22 protein-coding genes are annotated in these 24,381 nt (G+C 71.1%); 15 read left to right on the forward strand and 7 right to left on the reverse strand.

Annotated features, from left to right (window positions below; genetic code table 11):
• Nucleotides 1-79: 79 nt before the first annotated feature.
• From ACLJQE_RS05305 to ACLJQE_RS05320, 4 genes are read left to right on the forward strand one after another with little or no spacing between them, the layout of a single operon-like run.
• Nucleotides 80-727, forward strand: coding sequence for an ABC transporter permease (locus ACLJQE_RS05305; RefSeq protein WP_329053357.1), 648 nt, complete (start codon nt 80-82; stop codon nt 725-727).
• Nucleotides 720-1,886, forward strand: coding sequence for an ATP-binding cassette domain-containing protein (locus tag ACLJQE_RS05310; protein ID WP_410637806.1), 1,167 nt, complete (start codon nt 720-722; stop codon nt 1,884-1,886). The genes ACLJQE_RS05305 and ACLJQE_RS05310 overlap by 8 nt, the downstream gene beginning before the upstream one ends.
• Entirely contained in the window at nt 1,883-2,662 is a 780-nt protein-coding gene (locus ACLJQE_RS05315) for an ABC transporter permease (RefSeq protein WP_410637807.1), read from the forward strand. The genes ACLJQE_RS05310 and ACLJQE_RS05315 overlap by 4 nt, the downstream gene beginning before the upstream one ends.
• Nucleotides 2,659-3,618 (forward strand): glycine betaine ABC transporter substrate-binding protein, encoded by a 960-nt coding sequence (locus tag ACLJQE_RS05320; RefSeq protein ID WP_410637808.1) that lies wholly within the window; start codon nt 2,659-2,661, stop codon nt 3,616-3,618. Before ACLJQE_RS05315 ends, ACLJQE_RS05320 begins: the two co-directional genes overlap by 4 nt.
• 158 nt (nt 3,619-3,776) lie before the next feature.
• On the opposite strand, the gene ACLJQE_RS05325 is transcribed toward ACLJQE_RS05320, so the two are convergent.
• Nucleotides 3,777-4,238, reverse strand: a complete 462-nt coding sequence (locus ACLJQE_RS05325) for a DUF6474 family protein (protein WP_410637809.1) — start codon at nt 4,236-4,238, stop codon at nt 3,777-3,779.
• Nucleotides 4,239-4,328: 90 nt separating this feature from the next.
• Here ACLJQE_RS05325 and ACLJQE_RS05330 point away from each other — a divergent pair, with 90 nt between their 5' ends.
• The 3 genes from ACLJQE_RS05330 to ACLJQE_RS05340 all read left to right on the forward strand — a co-directional run bounded on the left by ACLJQE_RS05330 (nt 4,329) and on the right by ACLJQE_RS05340 (nt 7,489).
• Nucleotides 4,329-5,969 carry a TM0106 family RecB-like putative nuclease gene (locus ACLJQE_RS05330; RefSeq protein WP_410637811.1) on the forward strand — a complete coding sequence of 547 codons (1,641 nt, stop codon included), beginning with the start codon at nt 4,329-4,331 and terminating at the stop codon, nt 5,967-5,969.
• A 94-nt stretch (nt 5,970-6,063) separates the two neighbouring features.
• Nucleotides 6,064-6,696 (forward strand): PadR family transcriptional regulator, encoded by a 633-nt coding sequence (locus ACLJQE_RS05335; protein ID WP_410637813.1) that lies wholly within the window; start codon nt 6,064-6,066, stop codon nt 6,694-6,696.
• 133 nt (nt 6,697-6,829) lie between these two features.
• The gene (locus ACLJQE_RS05340; RefSeq protein ID WP_410637815.1) at nt 6,830-7,489 is read left to right on the forward strand and encodes a class I SAM-dependent methyltransferase; all 660 of its coding nucleotides are present in this window, start codon (nt 6,830-6,832) and stop codon (nt 7,487-7,489) included.
• A gap of 78 nt (nt 7,490-7,567) precedes the next feature.
• On the opposite strand, the gene ACLJQE_RS05345 is transcribed toward ACLJQE_RS05340, so the two are convergent.
• Complete coding sequence (locus ACLJQE_RS05345) at nt 7,568-8,326, reverse strand: SDR family NAD(P)-dependent oxidoreductase (RefSeq protein WP_410637817.1); 759 nt, start codon at nt 8,324-8,326, stop codon at nt 7,568-7,570.
• Nucleotides 8,327-8,529: 203 nt separating this feature from the next.
• On the opposite strand from ACLJQE_RS05345, the gene ACLJQE_RS05350 reads away from it, so the two are divergent.
• The 4 genes from ACLJQE_RS05350 to ACLJQE_RS05365 all read left to right on the forward strand — a co-directional run bounded on the left by ACLJQE_RS05350 (nt 8,530) and on the right by ACLJQE_RS05365 (nt 14,001).
• Nucleotides 8,530-9,834 (forward strand): UDP-glucose dehydrogenase family protein, encoded by a 1,305-nt coding sequence (locus ACLJQE_RS05350; RefSeq protein ID WP_410637819.1) that lies wholly within the window; start codon nt 8,530-8,532, stop codon nt 9,832-9,834.
• A gap of 139 nt (nt 9,835-9,973) precedes the next feature.
• Nucleotides 9,974-10,366, forward strand: a complete 393-nt coding sequence (locus ACLJQE_RS05355; RefSeq protein ID WP_410637820.1) for a VOC family protein — start codon at nt 9,974-9,976, stop codon at nt 10,364-10,366.
• 58 nt (nt 10,367-10,424) lie between these two features.
• Nucleotides 10,425-12,191 (forward strand): gamma-glutamyltransferase family protein, encoded by a 1,767-nt coding sequence (locus tag ACLJQE_RS05360; RefSeq protein ID WP_410637822.1) that lies wholly within the window; start codon nt 10,425-10,427, stop codon nt 12,189-12,191.
• 55 nt (nt 12,192-12,246) lie between these two features.
• Complete coding sequence (locus tag ACLJQE_RS05365) at nt 12,247-14,001, forward strand: hypothetical protein (RefSeq protein ID WP_410637824.1); 1,755 nt, start codon at nt 12,247-12,249, stop codon at nt 13,999-14,001.
• Here ACLJQE_RS05365 and ACLJQE_RS05370 read toward each other — a convergent pair whose 3' ends face one another.
• The 3 genes from ACLJQE_RS05370 to ACLJQE_RS05380 are packed head-to-tail and all read right to left on the reverse strand — an operon-like array spanning nt 14,002 to nt 16,874.
• A complete protein-coding gene (locus ACLJQE_RS05370; protein WP_410637825.1) occupies nt 14,002-14,880 on the reverse strand; it encodes a VOC family protein in 879 nt (292 codons plus the stop codon).
• A complete protein-coding gene (locus ACLJQE_RS05375) occupies nt 14,873-15,397 on the reverse strand; it encodes an RNA polymerase sigma factor (protein WP_410637827.1) in 525 nt (174 codons plus the stop codon). The genes ACLJQE_RS05370 and ACLJQE_RS05375 overlap by 8 nt, the downstream gene beginning before the upstream one ends.
• 52 nt (nt 15,398-15,449) lie before the next feature.
• Nucleotides 15,450-16,874, reverse strand: coding sequence for an MFS transporter (locus ACLJQE_RS05380; RefSeq protein ID WP_410637829.1), 1,425 nt, complete (start codon nt 16,872-16,874; stop codon nt 15,450-15,452).
• Nucleotides 16,875-16,976: 102 nt separating this feature from the next.
• Between ACLJQE_RS05380 and ACLJQE_RS05385 the strand changes: the two genes are divergently transcribed.
• The 4 genes from ACLJQE_RS05385 to ACLJQE_RS05400 all read left to right on the forward strand — a co-directional run bounded on the left by ACLJQE_RS05385 (nt 16,977) and on the right by ACLJQE_RS05400 (nt 20,776).
• On the forward strand, nt 16,977-17,810 hold the full coding sequence (locus tag ACLJQE_RS05385; RefSeq protein WP_410637831.1) for a helix-turn-helix transcriptional regulator: 834 nt from the start codon (nt 16,977-16,979) through the stop codon (nt 17,808-17,810).
• Between the two features lie 94 nt (nt 17,811-17,904).
• The gene (locus ACLJQE_RS05390; RefSeq protein ID WP_410637833.1) at nt 17,905-18,984 is read left to right on the forward strand and encodes a sensor histidine kinase; all 1,080 of its coding nucleotides are present in this window, start codon (nt 17,905-17,907) and stop codon (nt 18,982-18,984) included.
• On the forward strand, nt 18,981-19,649 hold the full coding sequence (locus tag ACLJQE_RS05395) for a response regulator (RefSeq protein ID WP_410637834.1): 669 nt from the start codon (nt 18,981-18,983) through the stop codon (nt 19,647-19,649). Before ACLJQE_RS05390 ends, ACLJQE_RS05395 begins: the two co-directional genes overlap by 4 nt.
• A 197-nt stretch (nt 19,650-19,846) precedes the next feature.
• Nucleotides 19,847-20,776 (forward strand): FkbM family methyltransferase, encoded by a 930-nt coding sequence (locus ACLJQE_RS05400; RefSeq protein ID WP_410637836.1) that lies wholly within the window; start codon nt 19,847-19,849, stop codon nt 20,774-20,776.
• A 100-nt stretch (nt 20,777-20,876) separates the two neighbouring features.
• Here ACLJQE_RS05400 and ACLJQE_RS05405 read toward each other — a convergent pair whose 3' ends face one another.
• On the reverse strand, nt 20,877-23,261 hold the full coding sequence (locus tag ACLJQE_RS05405; protein ID WP_410637838.1) for a glycosyltransferase family 4 protein: 2,385 nt from the start codon (nt 23,259-23,261) through the stop codon (nt 20,877-20,879).
• A complete protein-coding gene (locus ACLJQE_RS05410; protein WP_410637839.1) occupies nt 23,240-24,358 on the reverse strand; it encodes a hypothetical protein in 1,119 nt (372 codons plus the stop codon). Before ACLJQE_RS05410 ends, ACLJQE_RS05405 begins: the two co-directional genes overlap by 22 nt.
• Nucleotides 24,359-24,381 lie beyond the last annotated feature (23 nt).

Raw genomic sequence — 24,381 nt, forward strand, 5'->3', positions numbered from 1 at the left:
TGTCGTGGGTACTGAGCCGTCGGTCAGGAACTAGCCCGTTCGGGTGAAGGCCGGTGCGAAGGGCGGGAGAGCCACACGGATGAACCTCTTCGACTACATCTCAGACCGGGCGAGCAAACTGTGGCTGGAGGCCTACCTCCACACCAGCATGGTGGTGCAGTGCACGATCCTCGCCGCGGTCCTCGGCGTGCTGATCGGGGTCGCGGTGTACCGCAGCCCGATCGGTTCGGCGGTGGCCACGGCGCTGGCGAGCACGATCCTGACGGTCCCGTCGTTCGCCCTCCTGGGTCTGCTGATCCCCATTTCCGGGCTCGGTCCGACGACGGCCGTCATCGCGCTGGTGCTCTACGGCCTGCTGCCGATCGTGCGGAACACCATCGTCGGGCTCGACGGCGTCGACCCGGCGATCACCGACGCCGCCCGCGGCATCGGGATGAGCCGCTTCGGCGTGCTCACCCGGGTCGAGCTGCGGCTGGCGTGGCCGGCGATCCTCACCGGCATGCGGGTGGCCACGCAGATGCTGATGGGCATCGCCGTGATCGCCGCCTACGCGAAGGGGCCCGGCTTCGGCGCCGAGGTCTTCTCCGGGCTCACTAACGCGGGGAGCACGAACTCCCTGAACCAAGCCGTCACCGGCACGGTCGGGGTGGTCATCCTCGCCCTGCTGCTCGACGGCGTCTACGTCCTGATCAAGCGCTTCACCATTTCTAGGGGTGTCCGTGGCTGAGAACGAGGAAGTCTCCGGCGTCGAGATCGAGCTGGAGCACGTGACCAAGCGGTACCCCGGCACCCGCGAGCCTGCCGTCGACGACTTCTCGATGGTCGTGCCCGCCGGCAAGATCGTCGTCTTCGTCGGCCCGTCCGGCTGCGGCAAGACCACGACCATGCGGATGATCAACCGGCTGATCGAGCCGACGTCCGGCCGGATCACCATCGGCGGCGACGACGCGCTGAAGCTCGACGTCGACACCCTCCGCCGTCGCATCGGCTACGCCATCCAGCAGGCCGGGCTGTTCCCGCACTTCACCGTCGCGCAGAACATCGCGGTGGTGCCGGGCCTGCTCGGCTGGGACAAGAAGAAGGTCAACGACCGGGTCGAGGAGATGATGGACCTGGTCGGGCTCGACCCGGCCGACTTCCGGGACCGCTTCCCGCGCCAGCTTTCCGGCGGGCAGCAGCAGCGCGTCGGCGTCGCGCGGGCGCTCGCCGCGGACCCGCCGGTGCTGCTGATGGACGAGCCGTTCGGCGCGGTCGACCCGATCACCCGCGGCAACCTGCAGGACGAGCTGCTGCGGCTGCAGGGCGAACTGCAGAAGACGATCGTGTTCGTCACGCACGACTTCGACGAGGCCGTGAAGCTCGGCGACAAGATCGCGGTGCTCGGCAACCAGTCGTCGATCCTGCAGTACGACACGCCCGAAGCGATCCTGGCGAACCCGGCGGACGACACGGTCGCGGGCTTCGTGGGCGCGGGCGCGTCGCTGAAGCAGCTGACGTTGCTGCGTGTCCGCGACGTCGAACTCCAGCAGGACGCGCTCACGGTGACCGTCGACGAAACGCCCGCGTCGGTGCGGGAGAAGCTCCAGGCGTCGCGCAAGCACTTCGCGCTCGTGCTGGACGCGCGCCGCCGTCCGACGCGGTGGGTGCACGCCCGCGAGCTCACTTCGGCGACGTCGCTGACCAACCTCGGCAAGCCGCTGCGCGACATCGTCAGCCTGCAGTCGACGCTGCAGGACGCGCTCGAGGCGATGCTCGCCGAGGGCGGGTCGGTGCCGGTCACCGGCGCGCGCGGCGAGTACGCGGGCACCATCCAGCTGGACACCGTGATCGCGACCATCCAGCAACTGCGCGAGGAGCACACGAACGACGAAGAGGTGCCGGCATGACGGCCGCCGTCGACACCGGCTTCAGCACCGAGTCCGGCTCGAAACGCGCGGAACGCGTCCGGCTGTTCGCCCAGCCGATCGTGGTGCTGGTGATCGTCGCGGTGACGCTGACCGCCGTGTTCTCCAGCGGCCTGACCGCGACGGAGAAGGAAACGCTCAACGCGTCTTCACTGCTCACGGCGTTGTGGGACCACCTGCTGATGACGCTGGTGGTGACGGCGATCGTCGTACTGGTCGCGGTGCCGCTCGGGGTCCTCGTGACGCGGAGGTGGGCACGCTTCCTGGCCCCGATCTTCCTGGCCATCGCGAACATCGGCCAGGCCGCGCCCGCGCTGGGCGTGCTGGTGCTGTGGTTCATCATCACCGGCGCGACCGGCGGGATCTGGGTGGCGGCGCTGCCGCTGGCGTTCTACTCGCTGCTGCCGGTGCTGCGGAACACGATGGTCGGCATCCAGCAGGTCGACCCGGCGCTGATCGACGCGGGCCGCGGCATCGGGATGTCGTCGGCCGCGGTGCTGTGGCGGGTCGAGCTCCCGCTGGCCGTCCCGCTGATCCTGGCCGGCCTGCGCACGTCGCTGGTGCTGGCGGTCGGCACGGCGACGTTCGGCATGTTCGTCAACGCCGGCGGCTTCGGGCTGCTCATCGACACCGGCTACAAGCTGAACCTGACCCCGGTGCTGGTGACCGGCTCGGTGCTGGCCGTCGCGCTGGCGCTGCTGGTCGACTGGGTGGGCGCGGTCGCCGAACAGTTCTTCGGACCGAAGGGGCTGCGATGAAACTCCGGCGACTGTCCGTCGTGGCGCTGCTGGTACTGACGCTGTCGTCCTGCGGGCTGACGGTCAACCAGGCGGTGCCGTACGACATCCGGCCGGGCTCGATCCAGCCGATCCCGTCCCTGCAGGGGGTGAAGGTGACGGTGGGGTCCAAGGACTTCACCGAGAACATCATCCTGGCGTACATGGCCGAGATGGCCCTGACGGCGGCCGGCGCGGAGGTCGTCGACCTGTCCGACATCAAGGGGTCGAATTCGTCGCGCCAGGCCCTGCTGTCCGGCCAGACCGACGTCACGTGGGAGTACACGGGCACCGGCTGGATCAACTACCAGGGCAACGAGCTCCCGGTCCCGGGCGGCGAGAAGGCCCAGTACGAGGCGACGGCCAAGGCGGACGAGGAGAAGTTCGGCGTCACGTGGCTGAACTATTCGCCGCTGAACGACCAATACGCCTTCGCGGTGACGGAGGCGTACGGCGCGCAGAACAACCTGAAGACGACGTCCGATTTGGCGGCGTTCATCAAGCAGAAGCCGGACCAGGCGGTGTTCTGCCTGGAGACGGAGTTCACCAGCCGCCAGGACGGCTTCCCGGCGGCGGTGAAGGCGTACGGCTTCCAGAACCCGACGGTGAAGAACTTCGGCATCGGCACGATCTATTCGGCGGTGGCGAGCGGAACCTGCCCGGTGGGCGAGGTCTTCACCACGGACGGCCGCATTTCAGGCCTCAACCTGAGGGTGCTGGAGGACGACAAGAAAGCGTTCCCCCAGTACAACGCGGTGGCCACGCTGCGCACGGAGTTCCTCAAGTCCCACCCGGACCTCCGCGGACCGCTGGAGAAGGTGAGCGCGGCAATCGACAACGAGCAGATGATCGAACTCTGCAAACAGGTCGACGTCGACGGCAAGGACGCGGGCAAGGTCGCCCACGACTGGATGGTCAATAAGGGCTTCATCCAGTAACCGAACGGCCGGGCAGCAATGCTGCTGCCCGGCCGTTTGTCAAATCAGCCATCCACAGGCCCGGAGTTGTCCACAGATTTCCGGGGCACCGGTTTTTGACCCCCACCGCCGATAGACTGGACCAGGGGACGCCCCCCGGGACAGGGTGGGGGCTGCGGTCAAATGCCCAGCCGGTGCAGCAATTGCCCCTCCAGGCGTTCCAGTTCGCCGGCCACCGCGCGGTGCACCGACTTCCGGCGTGCCGACGGCATCCGCTCCGCGGCGCGGATCGAGGCCGACAGCTGCTCCAACGTCCCCAGCGCCCCCTGCGCGAACTCCTGGTCCGCCTTCGACGCCTTCTCGGACTTCCGCAGGTCCTGGCAGCCCTCCGCCACGCCCGCGATCCGGGCGTGCAGGGCCGCGCCCCGGCCGGTGTACTCGCCCAGCCGGTCGACCGAAACCCCCAGCTTGCGCGCCTGGTAGCGGTCGTACGCCTCGCGGGCCGAGCCCGCCGCGCGCACCGCCAGCGGCGCGAGCACCGGGAGCACTGCTGGGCCGAGCACCTTCGCCACCGCGACCGCGTTCTTCGCCCTCTTAGGGGTGAACCTGGCTTCACCCTCGACCTTGGCCTTGCGCGCCATGGCACCTCCTGCGACGTGTCGAGGTCGAACTTACTGGTCGCCCGGGTGGCGGGCATGTCGGCTCGGCGGTGGGAATCTAGAGTGATCTCCATGAACACCGAGGTGGTACTCGACGCGGGCGCGGTCAGCCGCTGCCGTCGCCGCGTGCACCTCGAACACGATCCCGCCATGCGCGAGGTGCCGCTTTCGCCGCCCGACCCCACCGCGCAGCAGCGGATCGACGACGCCGCCGCGCACCGCGAGGACATCGTCGGCAGGCTGATGGCCGCCAACCCCGGCCACTGGGTGAAGATCGCCCGCGACCTCCCGGCGCACGAGCGCGTCGAGCGGACCGAACAGGCCTTCGCCGAGAAAGCGCGGTACATCTGGGGTGCACTCCTGCCGGTCGACGCGGCCGGGCACCGGCGCGGCGGCATCGACCTCCTCGTCCGCACCGGCCGCGGCTACGTCCCGGTGCTCGTCGTGCGGCACCGCATCACCGACCGCGGCGCCGGGGCGATCGTCACCGAACTGACCGATCTCGACCCGGGACACCGGACAGCCGACGAGAGCCGCAAGGTCCGGTCGCAGCCGCGCGACCAGCTCCGGCTCGTGCACGTCCGCCGCATGCTGCAGACGCTCGGGCAGGCCGACGAGAGCCTCACCCTCGGCGGCGTCATCGGCCTCGACGCCGACGTCGTCCTCTGGCACGACCTCACCGCGGGCACCTGGCCGGGCGGGCGCAACGCGCTCACCGAGTACCAGGCCCGGTTCGCCGACCGGCTCGCCATCGCGACCGCCGCCGCGAACGGCGAGGAGCCACTCGCCGAGCCGTCGCGCGTGCTGGAGTGCCGTCGCTGCCCGTGGTGGCCGACGTGCGAGGTCGTGCTCACCGAAACCCGCGACGTCAGCCTCGTCGTCCGCGGCGAGGACGCGGTCGAGCTGCGCCGCGCCGGGGTGTCCACTGTGGACAAGCTGGCCGCGCTCGACCCGGCGGGCGAGTCGCCGGCGGTGAACTGGACCGGCGTCAGCTTCGCGGACGCCGTCGTGCTCGCCCGGGCCTGGCTGGCCGAACTGACGCTGGTGCGCCGCGTCGACCGGGTCGAGGTGCCGCGTGCCGACGTCGAGGTCGACGTCGACATGGAGAGCTTCGGCGACGCCGGCGCGTACCTCTGGGGCTGCCTGCTCAGCGGCGCCGACATCGGCGTCCCGCGGGGCTACCGCGCCTTCGCGACGTGGGACCCGCTGCCCACCGACGACGAGGCCCGATCCTTCGCGGAGTTCTGGGCCTGGCTCACCGACGTCCGCGAGCGCACCGAAGCGGCGGGCCTGACCTTCCGCGCCTACTGCTACAACGCGCTCGCCGAGAACCGCTGGCTCTTCGGCTCCGTCGAGCGCTTCGGCGACCACCCCGGCGTCCCGGCGAAGAAGGACATCCAGTCCTTTGTGGATTCCGAGCAGTGGGTGGACCTCTTCCGCAGCGTCACCGACCAGTTCCTGTGCTCCCACGGCAAGGGCCTGAAGGTGATCGCGCCGGTGGCCGGCTTCTCCTGGCGCGACCCGGAGGCGGGCGGCGAGGCGTCGATGCGCTGGTACCGCGACGCCGTGGGCATGGACGGCGAGAAGCCGGACGACGACCAGCGCGAACGGCTCCTGCGCTACAACGAAGACGACGTCCTCGCGACGCGGGCGCTGCGCGAGTGGATCGACGCGCGGGCCCAGGACGAAATCCCGTACATGTTCGACCTCTGAGGTGCTTTGCCGACTAAGACACTTGCCGGTTGACGCGTCCTGCGTAATACTCGTCCACGAGTACTCGTGGACGAGGAAGCAGGGGGAGCTCGGGGTGAAGCGGCGGAAGGTCGGCAATCTGCTCGGCCTGGCCGTGTTGTCCGTAGTGCTGGACCGCCCCATGCACCCGTACGAGATGGCGGCCGTGCTCAAGGAGCGCGGCAAGGACGCCGACCTGCCGATCAAGTGGGGCTCGCTCTACACCGTCGTCGCCAACCTGGAGAAACACGGCTTCATCGAGGCCGTCGAGAGCGTCAAGGACGGCGGACGGCCCGAGCGGACCGTCTACCGGATCACCCCGGCCGGCCGTGAGGAGTTCGAGGACTGGGTCCGCGAGCTCGTCGGCACGGTCGACCCGGAACCCCCGCGGTTCCGGTCCGGGCTTTCGATGATGGGCGTCCTCGGCCCCGACCAGACGATCAGCCGGCTCCGGCAGCGGCTCGACCGGCTCGACGAACGGGCCGGGAAGCAGCGGGCCGTGCTCGACCAGCTGCGTCCGCTCATGCCGCGGATCTTCCTGATGGAGGTCGAGTACGACATCGCGATGACGGAGGCCGAGGCGCGCTGGGTGCGCGGCTTCCTCGGCGAACTGACCAGCGGCACCCTGCCGGGCATCGAAGCCTGGCGGCGCTGGTACGAGACCGGCGAACCTCCCGCTGACCTGGGGGAGTTCGTGGAAGAGAGATAAGCACGGACCCCGGGGGTGCTGGCACACCGCCCGGGGTCCTCGACCCCGAACCGAGCACGCCCGGTCACGAGGTGGCACCGCAAGGATAAACCGGGTGCGCTCTTCGGTTCGGCTCAACGGACAGGAGAGATCCATGGAGACGACCCGCAAGCACAAACTGCCCGAAATGGAAGGTTTCCAGGCTCGCTGGTACGCCAAGAACCGTGGCACCGAAGCCCAGCTCGCGCAGTACCGGCGGCAAGCGGCCGAAGTGACCGCCGGGCTGGCCGACGGCGCCGAAATCCTGGAGGTGGCGCCCGGGCCCGGCTTCTTCGCCGTGGAGCTGGCGAAGCGCGGCTACCGCGTCACCGGGCTCGACATCAGCCACACCATGGTCGAGATCGCCGCCGGAGAAGCTCGCAAGGCCGGGGTGACGGCGGACTTCCGGCAGGGGGACGTGACGGAGGCGCCCTTCGCGGCCGAGTCGTTCGACTTCGTGATCTGCCAGGCCGCGTTCAAGAACTTCCGGCAGCCGGTGACGGCGCTCAACGAGATGCACCGCGTGCTGCGCCCGGGCGGCTTCGCGGTGATCCACGACCTCAACCACGAGGCCACGAGCGCGGACATCGAGCGCGAGGTCGCCGGCATGAACGTCGGCGCGCTCAGCGGCTTCACCGTCCGGCAGACACTCGGGTGGCTGCGGCGCCGCGCGTTCACGCCGGCGCAGTTCGAGGCGCTGGCCGCGGAAAGCACCTTCGGCGGCTGCTCGGTCACCGCCAACGGCATCGCCCTGGAGGTCCGTCTCACCCGCTGAGACGAGCTTTCCCTAGGAAAGATGCGTCCGAAGGCCCCTCGGACGCATCTTTCCTGGAGAAAGTGCCGACCTCGGGGGTCAGCGCGGGGCCATGCGGAGGGAGCCGTCCATGCGGACGACCTCGCCGTTCAGGTAGTCGTGGTCGATCAGGGACAGCGCGAGCTGCGCGTACTCGTCCGGCCGCGCGAGGCGCTTCGGGAACGGGACGCCGGCGGCGAGCGACGCGCGGAAGTCGTCGCTGACCGTGGCGAGCATCGGGGTGTCGACGATGCCCGGCGCGATGGTCAGCACGCGGATGCCGTGCGAGGCCAGGTCGCGGGCCGCGGGGAGGGTCATGCCGACGACGCCGCCCTTCGACGACGAGTAGGCGACCTGCCCGATCTGGCCGTCGAACGCCGCGATGGAGGCGGTGTTGACGATGACGCCGCGGGCGTCGTCTTCGAGCGGCTCGGTCTTGGCGATCGCCTCGGCCGCGATGGTCAGCACGTTGAACGTGCCGACCAGGTTGATCTGGATGACCTTCGCGTACAGCGCGAGGTCGTGGCGGCCCTTCTTCGACAGGATCCGCCCGGACGGCCCGATGCCGGCGCAGTTCACCACGGTCCGCAGCGGCACGCCGGAGCCGGCCGCGGTCGCGACGGCGGCCTCGACCTGCGCGACGTCGGTGACGTCGGCCTCGACGTAGGTGATGCCCTCGATCTGCTCGGCCTTCTCGATCGACGCTGCCAGGTCGAGCGCGAACACCCGCGCGCCCTTGGCCGCGAGGGCCTTCGCGGTGGCTCCGCCGAGGCCGGACGCGCCCCCGGTGACGAGCGCCGCGGTGCCGTTGATCTGCATCTGTGCCGTTCCCTTCGCTGCTCCGATTCGCGACAAGGTTAACGCTCGTTCGCTGTGACATCCGGGGCCCTGCCCCGGGCCGGGGGCTTCGCCACCCGGACCCCCCGAAAAGCGGCATGGCGGTTCGTGTCTTCGCTCACCGCTTCCAGGCCCGTCTGTTTCCGTTAGCGCGGTGGCCAACTCCGGCTGTCACTTTCAAGAGCATGACGCCAGCTCGGATCGTGGTGGTAGGAACCGGATACGTCGGCTTGACCACGGGGGCCTGCCTGGCCAGTCTGGGGCACTTCGTCACCTGCGTGGACGTCGACCGCGCGAAGGTCTCCCGGCTGAGCGCCGGCCGCGTCGACATCCTCGAACCCGGGCTCGCCGACCTGGTGCACCGCGGGCTCGCGGCCGGGCGCCTCCAGTTCGTCGTCGGCGCGCGGGACGCGGTCCGGCACGCGCAGGCGGTGTTCCTGTGCGTGCCGACGCCGATGGGGGCCGGCGGTTCCGCCGACCTGCGCGCGGTCGAGGCCGTGACGGCCGAGATCGGGGACGTCCTGCCCCGCGGCTGCGCGCTGGTCACCAAGTCGACCGTGCCGGTCGGCACGTCGAAGCGGATCCAGGCACTGGTCGGCCGGACCGACGTGCCGGTCGTGTCGAACCCCGAGTTCCTCCGCGAAGGCACCGCGGTCGCGGACTTCCTCGGCCCGGACCGGATCGTCGTGGGCTCGGACGACCTCGCCGCCGCGCGCTGGGTCGGCGAGCTGTACGCCGAGCTCGACGCGCCCCTCGTCGTCGCCGACGCGGCGAGCGCGGAGCTGGTGAAGTACGCCGCGAACTGCTACCTCGCGCTGAAGCTGTCCTACGTCAACTCGATCGCCGAGCTGTGCGAACGGCTCGGTGCGGACATCGACCTCGTCACCGAGGGCATGGGCCACGACCGGCGCATCGGCCGGACGTTCCTCAAGCCCGGCCCCGGCTGGGGTGGCTCCTGCCTGCCGAAGGACACCAGCGCGCTGGTGAAGGTGGCCGAGTCGGTGAACTACGACTTCACCATGCTGACCTCCGCCATCGACGAGAACCTGGCCCAGCGCGACCGGATCGTCGCGAAGATCGCCGGCGCGGTCGGCGGGACGCTGGCCGGCGCCCGGATCGGCGTGCTGGGCCTGGCGTTCAAGGCGGGCACCAACGACCTGCGCGACTCGCCCGCGCTCGCCGTCTCGTCGGTGCTGGGCGCGCTGGGCGCCGAGCTGATCGCCTACGACCCGGCCGTCGACGGCGAGATCGCCGGGATGACCGTCGTCGACGACCCCTACCTGGTCGCCAAGGACGCGGACGCCGTCGTCGTGCTGACCGAGTGGGCCGAGTTCAAGCACCTCGACTGGGCGGCGATGGCCGAGCTCATGGAGGGCATCGACGTCGTCGACACGCGCAACCTGCTCGACCCGCGGGTGATCGTGGACGCGGGGCTGTCCTGGCAGGGCGTTGGACGGCCGCGCGCGGCGGCGCGAATCAAGGTGTCCTGAAAAACCACTGCGTGAGTGCGGCCCGCCCGCTAGGGTGATCGGCACGGCATCGCGTGTCGGTCACCGGCTGGGTGAGGCATGGAGGTGGCGGGAGTGCCCCGGAGGCATTTCAACCGTGTCAGTATCCGTTTCCGTTGAATTGAACCACCTGATCGTCCCGTCCCGGAACAACCGGGAATCCGCCGAATTCCTGGCGAACCTGCTCGGCCTCGAGGTCGGGGAGGAATGGGGTCCGTTCATCCCCGTCGAGACCCGCAACGGCGTCCGGCTGGACTTCGCGACCATCCCCGAGCAGGACCTGCGCCTGCAGCACTACTGCTTCCTGATCCCGGAGGACGACTTCGACGCCGTCTTCGCGCGGCTCGTCGAAACGGGCGTGACCTACCACGCCGACCCGATGGGGAAGCAGATCGGCGAAATCAACCACAACCACGGCGGCCGTGGCGTCTATTTCCTCGATCCCGGCGGCAACGGGATGGAAATCATCACGCAGCCGTACGAGCCGGAGCGGCGACGACCCGCATCCTGGTAGCCCCAGGAGGGCACTTTCACGTGAAAGTGCCCTCCTTAGCAATGCGTACTATCGAGGCATGTTCACGACGAGGCCGGAGCTGACCGGCACCTTCGGGATGGTGGCATCGACGCACTGGCTGGCTTCGGCCACCGGGATGGCGGTGCTGGAGGACGGCGGCAACGCGTTCGACGCGGCGGTCGCCGCCGGCTTCGTCCTGCAGGTCGCCGAGCCGCACCTGTGCGGCCCGGCGGGGCAGGTCCCCGGCCTCTTCGTGACGGCGGACGACCCGGTCCCGCGGGCGCTGGCGGGCCAGGGCCCGTCGCCCGCGGGGGCCACGCCCGAGCACTTCGCGTCGCTCGGGCTGGACCTGATCCCGGGCAGCGGCCTGCTCCCGGCGACCGTCCCGGGTGCCTGGGACGCCTGGCTCCTGCTGCTTCGCGACTACGGCACGAAGCCGCTTCGCGAGGTGCTGAAGTACGCGATCGGCTACGCCCGCAACGGCGTTCCGCTGGTGTCACGCGTCGGCGACACGATCCACGCCGTCTCCCGCCTGTTCACCGAACACTGGCCGACGTCGGCGGCGCTCTGGATGCCGGACGGCAAACCGGCGTCGGGCCTGCACCGGAACCCGGCACTGGCCGACACGTGGGAGCGGCTGCTGCGCGAGGCGGAGTCGGTCCCGGGGCGCGAAGCGCAGCTCGACGCCGGACGGCGTGCCTGGTCACAGGGGTTCGTCGCGGAGGCGATCGAGGAGTTCAGCCGGCAGGCCTTCCGCGACGACTCCGGCCGCGACCACGCGGGCCTGCTGACGGGTGACGACCTGGCGTCGTGGTCGGCCTCGTACGAGGACCCGGCAGTCGCCGACGTCGGCGACTGGCGACTGGTCAAGATGGGCGGCTGGACGCAGGGCCCGGCCCTGCTGCAGCAGGCGCTCCTGCTGCACGGCTTCCGCGACGAGCTGTCCTATGTGGATGGAATTCCGTCGGAACGCACGGTGCACCTGGCGACCGAAGCGGCGAAGCTGGCCTTCGCGGATCGCGAGGCCTGGTACGGCGACACCGACGTCCCCTTGGACGTGCTGCTTTCGCCGTCCTACACCGACGCCCGGCGTGCCCTGATCACCGACACGGCCTCACCCGACCTGCGACCGGGCGACGCCCGCGGCCCGGCCCGCCTCCCGGCCATCCTGGACTCCCTGCAGGGCGTCGAAGCGGGCGGCGGCGCAACGGGCGAGCCGACGGTCGGCCCCCAGGGCCAGACCCGCGGCGACACGGTCCACCTCGACGTCGTCGACGCGGCGGGCAACCTGGTCTCGCTCACGCCGTCCGGCGGCTGGCTGCAGTCGAGCCCGACGATCCCGTCCCTCGGCTTCTGCCTCGATTCCCGCGGCCAGATGTTCTGGCTGGAGCAGGGCCTGCCGAACTCCCTGGCCCCGCGCAAGCGGCCGCGCATCACGCTGTCGCCGTCGCTGGCCCTGCGTGACGGCGTCCCCACCCTGGCCTTCGGCACCCCGGGCGGCGACCAGCAGGACCAGTGGCAGCTGTGCTTCTGGCTGGCCCACGTCTACGGCGGCCTGAACCTCCAGGAATCGATCGACACCCCGGCCTGGCACACCACGGCGTTCCCCAGCTCGTTCTACCCGCGCTCGTGGAACCCGCGCGAACTGGTGGCGGAGTCCCGGCTGGGCCCGTCCACATTGGACGCCCTGCGTGCGCGCGGTCACGCGCTGGTCGACGCGGGCGACTGGGCACTGGGCCGCCTCTCGGCGGTCTCCCGCACCGGCGGCATCCTGCGAGCGGCGGCCAACGCCCGGGGAATGCAGGGGTACGCGGCAGGCCGTTAGCGCTCGGAGCAGCGCAGGTAGGCTGCCCCCAAACCGAGCACTAAGGGGGCAGGACGTGGAAGGAGCCACGGCCGAAGAGACCGTTCCGCCGTCCGCCGAGGAGGCGCCGCGGGCGTCCCGCCGCCGGTTCGACGGCCGCAAGGCGGCGCTGTGGCTCGGCCGGCTGCTCATCAGCGAAGGCCTGATCGCCTTCTACGTCGGCCTGGCGATTTCGATGGTCTTCAACCACCGGATCGTCACGCACCCGAAGTCGTTGCTCACCGGCGGGCTCGGCGATCCGCTGCTCTGGGTCTGGGAGCTCGGCTGGCAGCACCACTGGCTGACCCACGGCGGCGACTTCTGGACGTCGAACCAGTTCTACCCCGCGGTCGACAACTACGCGTTCGGCGAGACGCTGCTCGGCTACCTCCCGTTCAGCGTCTTCGCGGGCGACGGCCAGTACAACAACGTCTTCCTCTACAACGTCCTCTTCGTGTTCTGCTTCGCGCTGGCCTTCGCCGGTGCGTACCTGCTGGTCAAGCAGCTCGGCAGCAACTGGCAGGGCGCGCTGCTGGCCGGCGTCGTGTGGGCGTGGGCGCCGTGGCGGCTCAGCCAGATCGCCCACCTCAACGTCCTCTCCACCGGCGGGATCGCGCTGGCCCTGTGGGCGCTGGCCAAGGGCCACGGCTTCACCTTCCGCGGCGAGCGCGGCGAGACCAAGCCGCGCTGGGTGGTCGCCGGCTGGCTCATCGCCGCCTGGCAGGTCAGCATCGGGTGGGCGATCGGGCTGCCCTTCGTCTACCTGATGGCACTGGTCGGGATCGCGATCGCGCTCCACGCCTGGCGCCTGGGCCGCCGGATGATCATCGCGAACGTCGCCGGCGTCGTCGCGTTCCTCGGCATCGTCTGGTGGCTGGTGGTCCCGTTCCTGCGGGTCCGCTCGGAGTACGGCTTCACGCGCACCTGGCGCGAGGTCGAAGTCTTCTCGCCGCCCGTCAACGGCCTGTGGACCGCGCCGTACGAGACCTGGCTGTGGCTGGAAACGGCCTTCAACGACCAAGCCGCGCTCCCGCAGGAGGGCGCCGGCGAAATGTTGCTCTTCCCCGGTCTCGCGGTCGCCGTGCTGGGGATCGCGGGCCTGTTCTTCAGCGCCTGGACGTGGCGGGTCCGGGCGTTCCTCGGCGGGTTCATCGTCTTCACCGTGCTGCTCTCGCTCGGCACGTCGTTCCTCGGCGGCGGCCTCTACTGGCTGTTCTGGAACTTCCTGCCCGGCTGGGACGCCATGCGCACCCCGGGCCGGATGATCATCTGGGTCACCCTCGGCTTGGCGATCTCCGCGGGCGGCCTGGTCACCCGGCTCTACCGGTTCATCGACGAGCACACCCGGATGGCCACGCAGGTCATCGCGTTCTACATGATGTTCCCCGCCTTCTTCGCGTTGGTTGAAGGCATTCCGCGCTGGCAGCAGGTCGAGAACCCCGGGATCCCGCCGGACGTCAAGCAGGTGTTCACGACCACGGAGGAACCGATCGCGCTGCTGCCGATGGACCTGTGGAGCAACTTCAAGTACCAGCTGTGGTCCACCGAAGGCTTCCCGACGACGGCCAACGGCACGGCCAGCAACTACGGGCCCCAGTTCCACGACATGCAGGACTCGTCGGCCACGTTCCCGGACAAGCACAGCATCGACGTCTTCAAGCGGTACGGCATCCGCAAGGTCGTCGTCGTGAAGTCCATGGAGGGCGCGATGGGCATCCTCCAGCGGCCGACCGACGGCCTGCCGCTGACCAAGGTGGAGTCCAACGACGTCGTGGTGTTCACCCTGCGGTGATCACGGCTTCTGCCAGAGCCAGAACTCGATGCCCTGGTTGTCGGTGCAGTCGGCGGTGGTCCCGTACGGGTGGTTCTCGACCTCACCCGCCCGGCCGCCCTGCGCACGAACCCGCGCCAGGGCGGTCTCGAGGTCGTCGACCGCGTACATCAGCTTCCAGCCCACCTGCCGGTCCCCGGCCCACAACCCGCCTTCGAGACCCGGCCCCGCGAACCCCCACGCGTCGGACACCGAGCCGGGCGTGAACTGCCAGCCCAGCACCGCGCCGTAGAACGACTTCGCCGGCTCGGCCTCCGGCACCTGGAACGTGAAGTACATGGCTTCGCCGTGACGGGCCGGGCGCGGTCCCGCCGCCCGCGAAGGCGCCTGGGACACCAGCCAGCGCTGGCCGAACGGGTCGCGGAACGAACCGTTGCGGCCGTACGGCGAGTCGCTCACCGCACGGATCAGCGTCGCGCCCAGCTCCACCGCCCGCGCAACGCTGGCATCGGCGTCCGGCACCTCGACCCGCACCGACGCACCACCCTCGTGCGACGCGGTGTGGCCGATCTCCGGGTACTCCTCGGCGAGCATCAGCACCGCGTCCCCGATGGCCAGCTCCGCGTGCCCGACGCGGCCGTCGTCCATGAGGATCGGGTCACCGCGCCGGACCGCGCCGAAGACCTCGACGTAGAAGCCGATGGCGGCACGGGCGTCGGAAACAGCCAGGTACGGCGTCAGCGAGCGCAGTTCGGCAGTGGCAGCGGGGGCTTCGGTGGTGGTCACATCGGCTCCGTTCAAGATGGCGCGACGCAGGTCGTCACGCAGTTCGGCGGCGAAGTCCGGGTCGGGCGCAACCCGCTCGGAGGGACGGCGAAGCGCGTCGAAAGGCTCAGGCATCGCGACCCCCCTTCTCCTGGTAGGCGCGCCGGAACGCGGCACGGGCCCGGACGAGCAACGCCTCGGTGGCGTGCACGCTGCGCCCCAGGTGCCCGGCGACCTCGGGCACCCCGAGACCGTCGACGTACCGCAGGGTCAAGGCCGCCCGGTGGTGTGGCCCGAGCGAGCCGAGCACCTGTCTCGCCCGCAGGGCGTCGAGCTGCTCGTCCCACGGGTCCTCGACGTCCGGTGCGCTGTCGTGGACGAGCCGCAGTCCGCGTTCCTCACGTTCCAGCCGCCGCCAGTGGTCGGCGAGCTTGTGCCGCGCCACCCCGATCAGCCACCCGGTGCTCACCGAAGGCGCGTACTCCTTGCGACACGCGGCGACCGCCCCGAGGAACGTCTCGGACGTGAGTTCTTCGGCGAGCGTGCGGTCACCGCAGCGGGACAGCAGGTACCCGTAGACCTCCGGCAGGGCCGTCTCGTACAGCCCGAGCAGCGCGAAGGCCGGGTCCGGTCGCACCCGAGGTTCCGTCACACCTTCATAGTCGTCCGGCGCCCGCCTTTTCCGACGGGTGAATCCCGGATTTCTACACCCGCGGGTCCGGCAGCCGCCGTCCGGTGATCGCGACGATCGCCGCCAGCACCGCCACCACGCCGATCACCAGCGCGAACGCGTCACGGCTCCCCAGCGAGCCCGAAAGCGCCGCGTACAGACTCCCCAAAGTCGCCACGCCGAGCGCCAGCGACGTCTGCTGGTTCGTCGTCATCACGCCCGACCCGACGCCCGCCAGGTCCGTCGGGACGTGGGACAGCACGATCCGGAACAACGTCGTCATCGCGAGTGCGTTCCCCACTCCGATCGCCACCATCGACGGGGCCAGGTCGAGGATCGTCACGTGCGGCCACGTCGACAGCGTCGTGCAGAGCAGCGCCACCATGCCCGTCGCCGTGATCGCGCCGCCGATCGGGACGACCTTCTGGCCGTAGCGGGCCACCAACCGGCTGCTCAGCATCGACACCGTGAAGTACGCGACCGCCAGCGGGGTCAGCGCGCCACCCGCGCCCAGCGGCCCGAAGTGCAGACCCTCCTGCAGCGTCATCGCGAACACGAACATGAACGAGCCGAACGCGGCGAAGAACGGCACGGCCACCACCAGGCCCCACCGCACGCTCGGCAGCCGCATCACCGACGGCGGCAGCAGCGGTGTTCCGCCGCGGCGCTCCGACCGCCGTTCGACGTACACGAACGCCGCCGCGGAAACCGGCGAGGCGATCAGCAACGCGATCGTCCACGCCGGCCAGCCCAGTGCGCGGCCCTCCATCAGCGGGACCAGCAGCGACAGGAGCGTCACCGCCAGCAGCGCCGTGCCCAGCCGGTCGACGCCCAGCGGGTTGTGCGCGCGGCTCTCCGGCAGCCGTCGCGCCAGCACCAGCACCACCAGGCCGATCGGGACGTTCACCAGGAAGATCGGCCGCCAGCCGGTGCCCCACAGGTCGGCTGCCACCAGCGCGCCGCCGAGCAGCTGGCCGACCACCGTCGAGATGCCGCCCGTCGCGCCGTACAGGCCGAGCGCGCGCGACCGCTTCTCGCCCGAAGTCGTCGCCTGGATGATCGAGAGCACCTGCGGCAGCAGCAGGGCCGACGCCGCCCCCTGCGCGGCGCGGGCCACCACCAGCGTGCCGGCCGTCGGAGCGATTCCGCAGGCCAGGGACGTCAGCGTGAACAGCCAGAGGCCGGCGAAGAACAGCCGCCGCCTGCCGAACGAGTCGCCGAGGCGCCCGCCGACCACCAGCAGCACCGCGTACGCGATGCCGTAGGCCGCGACCACCAGTTCCAGGGTGGCGGTGGACGCGTGGAGGTCGGCGTCGATCGTCGGCAGCGCGACGTTGACGATGAAGAAGTCGATGATCGGCAGTGCCGCCCCCAGCAGCACCGTGACCAGGCCGGCGGGGGTCAGTCCCGGCCGGGCCGGAACGCCGGGGGTGCTCGGCGCGAGTTCAGTCGTGGTCATGGGTACTACGATCAACCCGCCGCGAAACTGGTACCAGTTGCTGTTTATCCGGGTACCAGCCACTACCTGGTACCAGGTTCGGGAGCGTGTCATCATGGCACCATGACCACCGCCGTCGAATCCGGCCTCCGCCGCCAGGAGCTGGCGAGGTTCCTGCGCAGCCGTCGTGAGCGGATCACGCCCGAGCAGGTCGGCCTGCCGATCGTGGGCCGCCGCCGGACGCCGGGACTGCGCCGGGAAGAGGTCGCGCAGCTCGCCGGCGTCGGGGTCACCTGGTACACGTGGCTCGAGCAGGGCCGTGACATCAACGCGTCCGAGCAGGTGCTGCAGGCGATCGCCCGCACCCTGCGGCTCGACCCGCACGAGCACGTCCACCTGTTCCGCCTGGCCGGGGCACCCGAGCCGGAGCGGGAGAAGGACTGCCAGGTCATCACGCCGGCGATGGAGCTCATGCTGAAGAAGCTGGAGCCGTACCCGGTCGCGATCCGCAACGCCCGCTGCGACCTGCTCGGCTACAACCGCGGCTACACCTGGCTGATGGGTGACGTCGACGCCATCCCGTTCGGCGACCGGAACACCCTGGTCCAGTGCCTGCTCAACCCCGAGTGGCGCAAGCGGATGCTCGACTGGGACGCCAACATCCCGCGCGTGATCGCGTCCTTCCGCGCGGCGATGGCCGACCACGTCGCCGAGCCGGCGTGGAAGCAGCTGGTGAAGCGCCTCAAGGCCGAGTCGCCGCTGTTCGCCGAGCTGTGGCCGCACCACGACGTCAACTCGGAGCCGATCCGCACCAAGCGGTACCTGCACCCGGACGTCGGGCTGCTGCAGTTCAACTTCACCTACCTCTACTACGGGCGCCGGTCCGAGATCACCATGTCGACCTACACCCCGGCAGACGAGGAAACGGCGGCGAAGCTGCCGCTCATGTTCGACTGACGACGTACGGCGGCAGTGCGCTTCGAGACGGACGCGCGGCCCGGCCGCGACCGGTAGTTTTCGCGGCATGAGATGGCCGCCGTGGGTGGGACGCGTGGTGCGCACCGTCGTCGTCACCGCATTCGTGCTCGGGGCGACCAGCGGTGCCTCGCGCTGGCAGCCCGGCGTGGCGCCGATGACCCCGCTCGCGGCCGCGTGGCTCGCCGCCACCGGGCTGACCCTGCTGGTCGTCCACCGCTTCCCGCTGACGCTCTCCCTGCTGACCGCCGTTTCGGCGTTCGGCTACTACGCCTCCGGCCTGCCCGACGGACCGGTCATCCTGGTGCCGACCATCGCGTTGTTCGTGCTGACCCGGCAGCGCGGGCCGCTCACCGCGGGCAGCACCGGCGCGGCCGCGCTCGCCGTCGCCTACGTCGTGCACGTCGTCCTGACCGGGTCGTTCGCGCTGTCCGCCGGGGCCGGGTTCCTCGTCGTCTGGCTGACCGCCGTCATCGGGGTGGGGACCGCCGTCCGGTACCAGCTCGACGCGCTCGCCGCCCGGCGCGAGCAGGCCGACGAGCACCGGCACCGGCTCGCCGAGCAGGAACGCCTGCGCATCGCCCGCGAGGTCCACGACGTCGTCGCGCACAGCCTCGCCATGATCAACGTCCAGGCGGGCGTCGCCGCGCACGTCGCCGACCGGCGCCCGGAGCAGGCGAAGGAGGCGCTGCTCAACATCAAGGCGGCCAGCGCGTCCGCGCTCAAGGACCTGCGCGCCACCCTGGCCGTGCTGCGCTCCGGGGAGGACAAGGCGCCCGCGCCGAGCCTCGCCCAGGCCGGCGAGCTGCTGGACCACGCCCGCGACGCCGGGCTCACGGTCGACGTCCACGGTGATCCCGGCGACCTCCCGGCCCCGGTCGACGCCGCCGCCTACCGGATCCTGCAGGAGTCGCTGACCAACGTCGTCCGGCACGCCGACCAGCCGGAACACGTCGACGTCCGGTTCGAACGGCAACCGGGGTCCGTCACGCTCCGGGTGCGTGACGACGGCCGTGGCACCGCGCAGCCGGCCCCGGGCCACGGTCTGCGCGGCATGGGCGAACGCGCCGCGGCGCTCGGCGGCCGGTGCACCGCCGGGCCGGTCGACGGCGGTTTCGAAGTGTGCGTCGAGCTACCGATCGAGGGGGAAGCATGATCCGCGTCCTGCTGGCCGACGACCAGATTCTGGTCCGCGCCGGGTTCCGCGTGCTGCTGGAGACCGAAGACGGCTTCGAGGTCGTCGGCGAGGCCGGCGACGGCGAGCAGGCGGTCGCCGGCGCGATCGAGCACCGGCCCGACATCGTCGTGATGGACGTCCGGATGCCCGGCGTCGACGGCCTCGAAGCAACCCGGCGGATCACCGCCCACCCGGACCTGGCCGAGACGAAGGTGCTGGTCTTGACCACGTTCGACGTCGACGAGTACGTCTACGAGGCCCTGCGCGCGGGCGCCAGCGGGTTCCTGCTGAAGGACACCGAACCGGTGGAGCTGCTGCGCGCGCTGCGGGTCGTCGCGAACGGGGAGGCGCTGCTGGCGCCGACCGTCACGCGCCGGCTGATCCAGGAATTCGTCGGGCGGCCGGAGAACCGGCGCATCGACACCAGCGCCGTCCGCGAGGTCACCGAGCGCGAGCGCGAGGTGCTCGGCCTGGTCGCGGGCGGGATGTCGAACGACGAAATCGCCGCCCACCTGGTGATTTCGTCGGCGACGGCACGCACCCACGTCAGCCGCATCATGACGAAGATCGGCGCACGCGACCGCGCCCAGCTGGTGGTGCTGGCCTACGAGTCCGGGCTCGTCACACCGCGTCGCCCCGCCTGACCCGGCGCACCACGCGGACCGCGCGCACCAGGAACACCACGGCGAGGACGCCGACCAGGCAGATCCAGATCACGGCGCCTCCTCTCCCGGCCGATGCTCTGCTCAGTGGGCGTCCGGGAGGGGGACGACGTTCACCGACACGGCGGAAGTCACACCTTCGGGCGAAGCGCGGCCCGCTCCCCGGCTATCCTCGGCGGGTGATCTCTTACGCGCAGAACGCGGAAGACGTCGTCCTCGCCCGCGTCTTCGCGGGGCAGGTCACGGGGCGCTACGTCGACCTCGGCGCCGGCGATCCCGTGGTCGCGTCGGTCACCAAGCACTTCTACGACCTCGGCTGGCGGGGCCTCAACGTCGAGCCGATCCCGGCCAAGGCCCGTGAGCTGCGCAGCGCCCGCCCGGACGACCTCACGCTGCAGGTCGCGGTCGGTGCGGCGCCCGGCACCGCGAAGCTGCACGTCGTCGAGGACGAGTGGGGCTGGTCGACCCTCGACGACGAACTCGCCGTCCACTACCGCGACGACTGCCGCTGGCAGGTGGGCGCGGTCGAGGTGGAGCTGACCACGCTCGCCGCGCTCCTCGACGCCCACCCCGGCCCGATCGACTTCCTGAAGATCGACGTCGAGGGCGCCGAGCGCGCGGTGATCGAGGGCGCGGACTGGACCCGCCACCGGCCGCGGGTGCTCGTCGTCGAGGCGACGGAACCCGGTTCGCCGAAGCCCACCCACGAGCAGTGGGAACCGGTGCTCCTCGACGCGGGTTACCGGTGCGCGTTGTTCGACGGCCTCAACCGCTTCTACGGCCAAGCCGGTGACGCCGACGTCCTGGCGGCGCTGGCGGCACCGGCCAACGTGTTCGACGAGTACGAGCCGTTCGGGCACGCCCGGTTGCGCGAAGAGTTCGCCGCGGCGCAGGCGAGCCGCCCCGCCGAGGTCGGCTACATCCGGCGGCTCGAGGAGACCGTGGCCGAGGCCCAGCGCGCCCGCACCGAACTCGGGCTCGAGCTGGACGAGGCCCGGCGCGAGGTGGCGCAAGCCGGCCGCGCCGCCGAGGAGAGCCGCCGCCGGGCGGCGGCACTCGAACACCGCGTGGCCGAGCTGGAAGCCCACCTCGGCCACCGCCTCCCCTGACCAGCGCCCCAATGTGGCCTTCGGTGCGTTGAGCGCACCCAATGTGGCCTTCGGTGCGTTGGACGCACCCAAGGCCACATTGGGGCGCTGGGGGCTCGGGTCAGCGGCGCACGCGGGGCACGCGGGGCCGGGGGCCGTCACTGGCCAGCTCCGCCAGCCGCCGGTTGATGACCTTCGCGACCGCTGCGGGGCTGCAGAAGCTGCGGATTGCCTCGATCGCCTTCGCGCCCATTTCGGCGCGTAGCCGCGGGCTGTCGGCCAGCTTGCGCAGCCAGCGCGCGGCCTGCTCGACGTCCGCGTCCGCCCACAGCTGCCCGGTCGTGTACCAGTCGCCGAACTCGGCGCCGAACTTGTGGTCGTGCGGGGTGATCGGCCGGGCGTGGTAGCCGACGACCGCCGCCGCGCCCGGTGGCATGAAGTCGATGTTGCCGCCGAACCCGGTCGCCACCACCGGCTTGCCCATCGCCATCGCCTCGGCCATGCCGAGCCCGTAGCCTTCGGAGCGGTGCAGCGACGTGTAGACGTCGCACGTGGCGAGCAGCGTGTCCATGTCCGCGCGGGACATCTCGCGCCGCAGCAGCGTCCCGCCGACCGAGGCGACCGCCGCGCTCAGCGAGGTGTCCAGGTCCGGGAAGCGCTGGAGGTCGTTCGCCTTCAGCACCAGGTGGGCCTTCGTGCCGCGCTCCTCCGGCGGGAACGCCCGGCGGAACGCCTCGATCACCGCCCACGGGTTCTTCCGCGCGTCGCTCGAGGACGCGCTGAACGTGAACAGCACGATCAGGCCGTCTTCGGGAAGGCCGAACTTCGCGCGGTTCCCGGTGACGTCCGGTGCCTGGGGGATGACGTTGGGCACCACGGTGATCGGGATGTCGGTCACCGTGCGGAACGAGTCCGAGACGAACTGGGAGATCAGCCAGAGCTCGTCGATGCCCGGCAGGTGCGGCAGCGCGTGCACCGGCGGTTCCGGCAGCTCCCACGCCCACACGGCGATCGTGTAGCGGTCGAGCGCGTGCTCCGGGATCAGCTGCCACTCGTTGACGTTGACGATCCACAGGTCGACGTCGAACTCCTTGCCCCGGCGCAGCGCGGTGATCTGCGGGGGCACCTCGATCGTGCGGAACGGCGCCTGGCTGTTGAACTCCGTGAAGGTCATCGCGGTGCCGCTCGCGGCGATGGCCTGCACGTACCGGCGAGCGGACTCGGACAGGCCGGTGGTGGCGCGGACGTCGGCGAAGACGTTCACGCCGTGCCGCGGCGTTTCCGGTGGCGCGACGAAGTTCTCCGCCGCCTCGATCGCGTCGGCGTACCCCTGCGCGGCGATCCGCCAGGTGGCGTTCTCCCCGGTCCACTTCCGCGCGAGCTCACCCGCCGCGCGCAGCTCCTCCGGCCAGCACATCCCGCGTTCGAGCAACCGGTACAGCTCGGCCGCCTCGCCCGGCGGCGACGTCGGCACGGTCCAGCAGAACGCCGAGTCGTAGTGCCGGTGCTGCGGCAGGTCGCTGGTGATCACCACCCGCCCGGCGCCGAACGCCCGCAGCATCGTGCCGCTGGTCTCGCCCGCGGTGGGCCACCGCAGGCTGATCACGGCGTCCGCGGCCAGGATCAGGTCGTCGAGGCGGTCCTCCGGCGGCGACAGTTCGAAGTGGACGAACTCGGCGAACCCGCTGGCCGCGACGATCTGCCGCACCTGCTCGAGCAGCACCGGGTCCCCGGCGTGGCCGGCGATCACCAGCCGCGCGTTCGGCCAGCGGCGGCGCAGTTCGGCGAAGGCCAGCACGGCGGCCGTCACCCGCCGGTGCCCGGCCAGGCTGCCGAAGACGCCGAAGACGACCTGGTCGTCGGTCCAGCCCAGCCCGGCTCGCACCGGCTCGCGGCGGGCGGGGTCGGGCAGCAGCGCGCCGTGCGGCACGGCGTGCACCGGGATCCCGGGGTACCGCGCGCGAAGGAACTCCGCGGTGTGCGGGTCGTGCACGACGACCCCGCGGCTGGTCGTGACGAGCCGGCGTTCCAGGGTCAGCGTCGCGTGGTCGAGGGTCTTGACCCCGTCGACCTCGATGGCGGGCAGGCCGTGGAGCAGCGCCGGGTCGTGCTGGTGGCCCCAGATCGGCCCGTGTGCGTACCGCACCTCTTCGCGGAAGGCCTCGGACGCCACGCTGCCGAGGATCCCGGCGTGGAAGTCCAGCAGGGACGGGTCGTGCAGCACCACGACACCCGGGGCCGCGATCGCCCGGCGGTAGATCTCGCCGTGGAAGCCGGCGTGGTTGCCGAGGTGGTAGATCGGCACGCCTTCGGACGGCTCGTCCGGGCCGAGCAGCCGGACGCGAGCGGGCACCCGGGCGCCCGGCGCGTCGGTCATCGCGGCGACGTCGAGCAGTTCGGACAGGGCCTCGGTCAGGTGGTGGCTGTAGTCCGCGATCCCGCTGGTCCGTGGCGGCAGCGGGGTCCACATGGTGGCGCGGGCGGTCATCGCCGGGCGATCAGGCACAGGCGCTCACCCAGACCGTCGGCGGCGGCCACCTCGCGGACCTCGACCTCCGGGAAACCCGCCGCCTCGGCGACGAACCGGAGGTACACCGGGTGCAGTGGCTTCTGCGTAAAGGGATCCAGCTGGAACTCCGTCACGGCGCCGGCACCCGGCGTCTCGACCAGCAACACGCCGCCGGGCTGCAACGCGGCCGCGGCGACGTCGGCGAAGCGCGCGAGGGCGTCCGGGGTGAGGCGCTCGGCGAACCGGAACGCGGTCACGGCGCCGAGCGAGCGGGACGGCAGTGCCGCCAGCGCTTCGAGGGGTTCCTGCGCGGCGACGTCGAGGCCGAGGCCCGCGCAGTGCTGCCGGACCAGCTTGTTGTCCGACGCGGCCAGGTGCGGCAGTTCGGCCGCGCGAAGCACCTCGAGCCATTCGCCGCGGCCCGGGGCGACGTCGAAGACCGGGCCGGTCGCGCCGGCTTCCCGCGCCGCCGTGATGAGCGGCAGGTGCGCCTTGCGGGCTTCGTGCACGCGGCTTTCCGGGCCGTCGAGCAGCTGCGAGAGCGCCAGTTCCAGGAACGACTCCCGGTTGGCGACGTCCGCGGCGACCTCGGTGACGGCGGTCCCGGCCCGGACGCGGTCGAGCGCGACGTCCAGCTGGGCGTGGCGGAGCCGGACGTCGACCGACGCCGACGTCAGCGCCGCGACCTGCGCCTCGAGCGCCTTCAGCCGCAATCCGATGTCGTCGCCGTGCTCGGTCGTCTCCGCCTGCTGCAACTTCAGGTCGGACAGCTGCGATTCGATCCGGCCGAGGCCCGCGTACAGCCGCTGGTTCAGGCCGGCGGTCATCGTCCGGTCCTGCTGCCGCAGCTGCTCGACCTCGTGCGCCAGCTCGGCGTGGCGGACGGCGTCGGCGGGCAGCTCGCGCTGGGCGTGGTGCACGGCGGCGAGCGCGTCCCGGATGGCCAGGTTGGCCTCGATCTGCCACTTCACCTGGCGCTTCCACAGGAACCGCAGGGCCAGCCGCCCGAGCAGGTCGGTCCGGCGCAGCGGCAGGTGCAGCTCGCGGTGTTCGTCGAGGCGGGCCAGCGCGGCGGCCAGCTGGTCAGAAGACATGCACAATCCCACAGTTCGGCGCG

Origin of the sequence: Amycolatopsis sp. lyj-346, assembly GCF_046548975.1 — a bacterium.
Classification (GTDB): domain Bacteria; phylum Actinomycetota; class Actinomycetes; order Mycobacteriales; family Pseudonocardiaceae; genus Amycolatopsis.

Coding starts and splice junctions, on each gene's coding strand:
- ACLJQE_RS05320 (WP_410637808.1), top strand. CDS start 2,659: ATGAAACTCCGGCGACTGTCCGTCGTGGCGCTGCTGGTACTGACGCTG.
- ACLJQE_RS05360 (WP_410637822.1), top strand. CDS start 10,425: ATGTTCACGACGAGGCCGGAGCTGACCGGCACCTTCGGGATGGTGGCA.
- ACLJQE_RS05380 (WP_410637829.1), bottom strand. CDS start 16,874: ATGACCACGACTGAACTCGCGCCGAGCACCCCCGGCGTTCCGGCCCGG.
- ACLJQE_RS05315 (WP_410637807.1), top strand. CDS start 1,883: ATGACGGCCGCCGTCGACACCGGCTTCAGCACCGAGTCCGGCTCGAAA.
- ACLJQE_RS05410 (WP_410637839.1), bottom strand. CDS start 24,358: ATGTCTTCTGACCAGCTGGCCGCCGCGCTGGCCCGCCTCGACGAACAC.
- ACLJQE_RS05370 (WP_410637825.1), bottom strand. CDS start 14,880: ATGCCTGAGCCTTTCGACGCGCTTCGCCGTCCCTCCGAGCGGGTTGCG.
- ACLJQE_RS05385 (WP_410637831.1), top strand. CDS start 16,977: ATGACCACCGCCGTCGAATCCGGCCTCCGCCGCCAGGAGCTGGCGAGG.
- ACLJQE_RS05340 (WP_410637815.1), top strand. CDS start 6,830: ATGGAGACGACCCGCAAGCACAAACTGCCCGAAATGGAAGGTTTCCAG.
- ACLJQE_RS05350 (WP_410637819.1), top strand. CDS start 8,530: ATGACGCCAGCTCGGATCGTGGTGGTAGGAACCGGATACGTCGGCTTG.
- ACLJQE_RS05325 (WP_410637809.1), bottom strand. CDS start 4,238: ATGGCGCGCAAGGCCAAGGTCGAGGGTGAAGCCAGGTTCACCCCTAAG.
- ACLJQE_RS05330 (WP_410637811.1), top strand. CDS start 4,329: ATGAACACCGAGGTGGTACTCGACGCGGGCGCGGTCAGCCGCTGCCGT.
- ACLJQE_RS05345 (WP_410637817.1), bottom strand. CDS start 8,326: ATGCAGATCAACGGCACCGCGGCGCTCGTCACCGGGGGCGCGTCCGGC.
- ACLJQE_RS05305 (WP_329053357.1), top strand. CDS start 80: ATGAACCTCTTCGACTACATCTCAGACCGGGCGAGCAAACTGTGGCTG.
- ACLJQE_RS05395 (WP_410637834.1), top strand. CDS start 18,981: ATGATCCGCGTCCTGCTGGCCGACGACCAGATTCTGGTCCGCGCCGGG.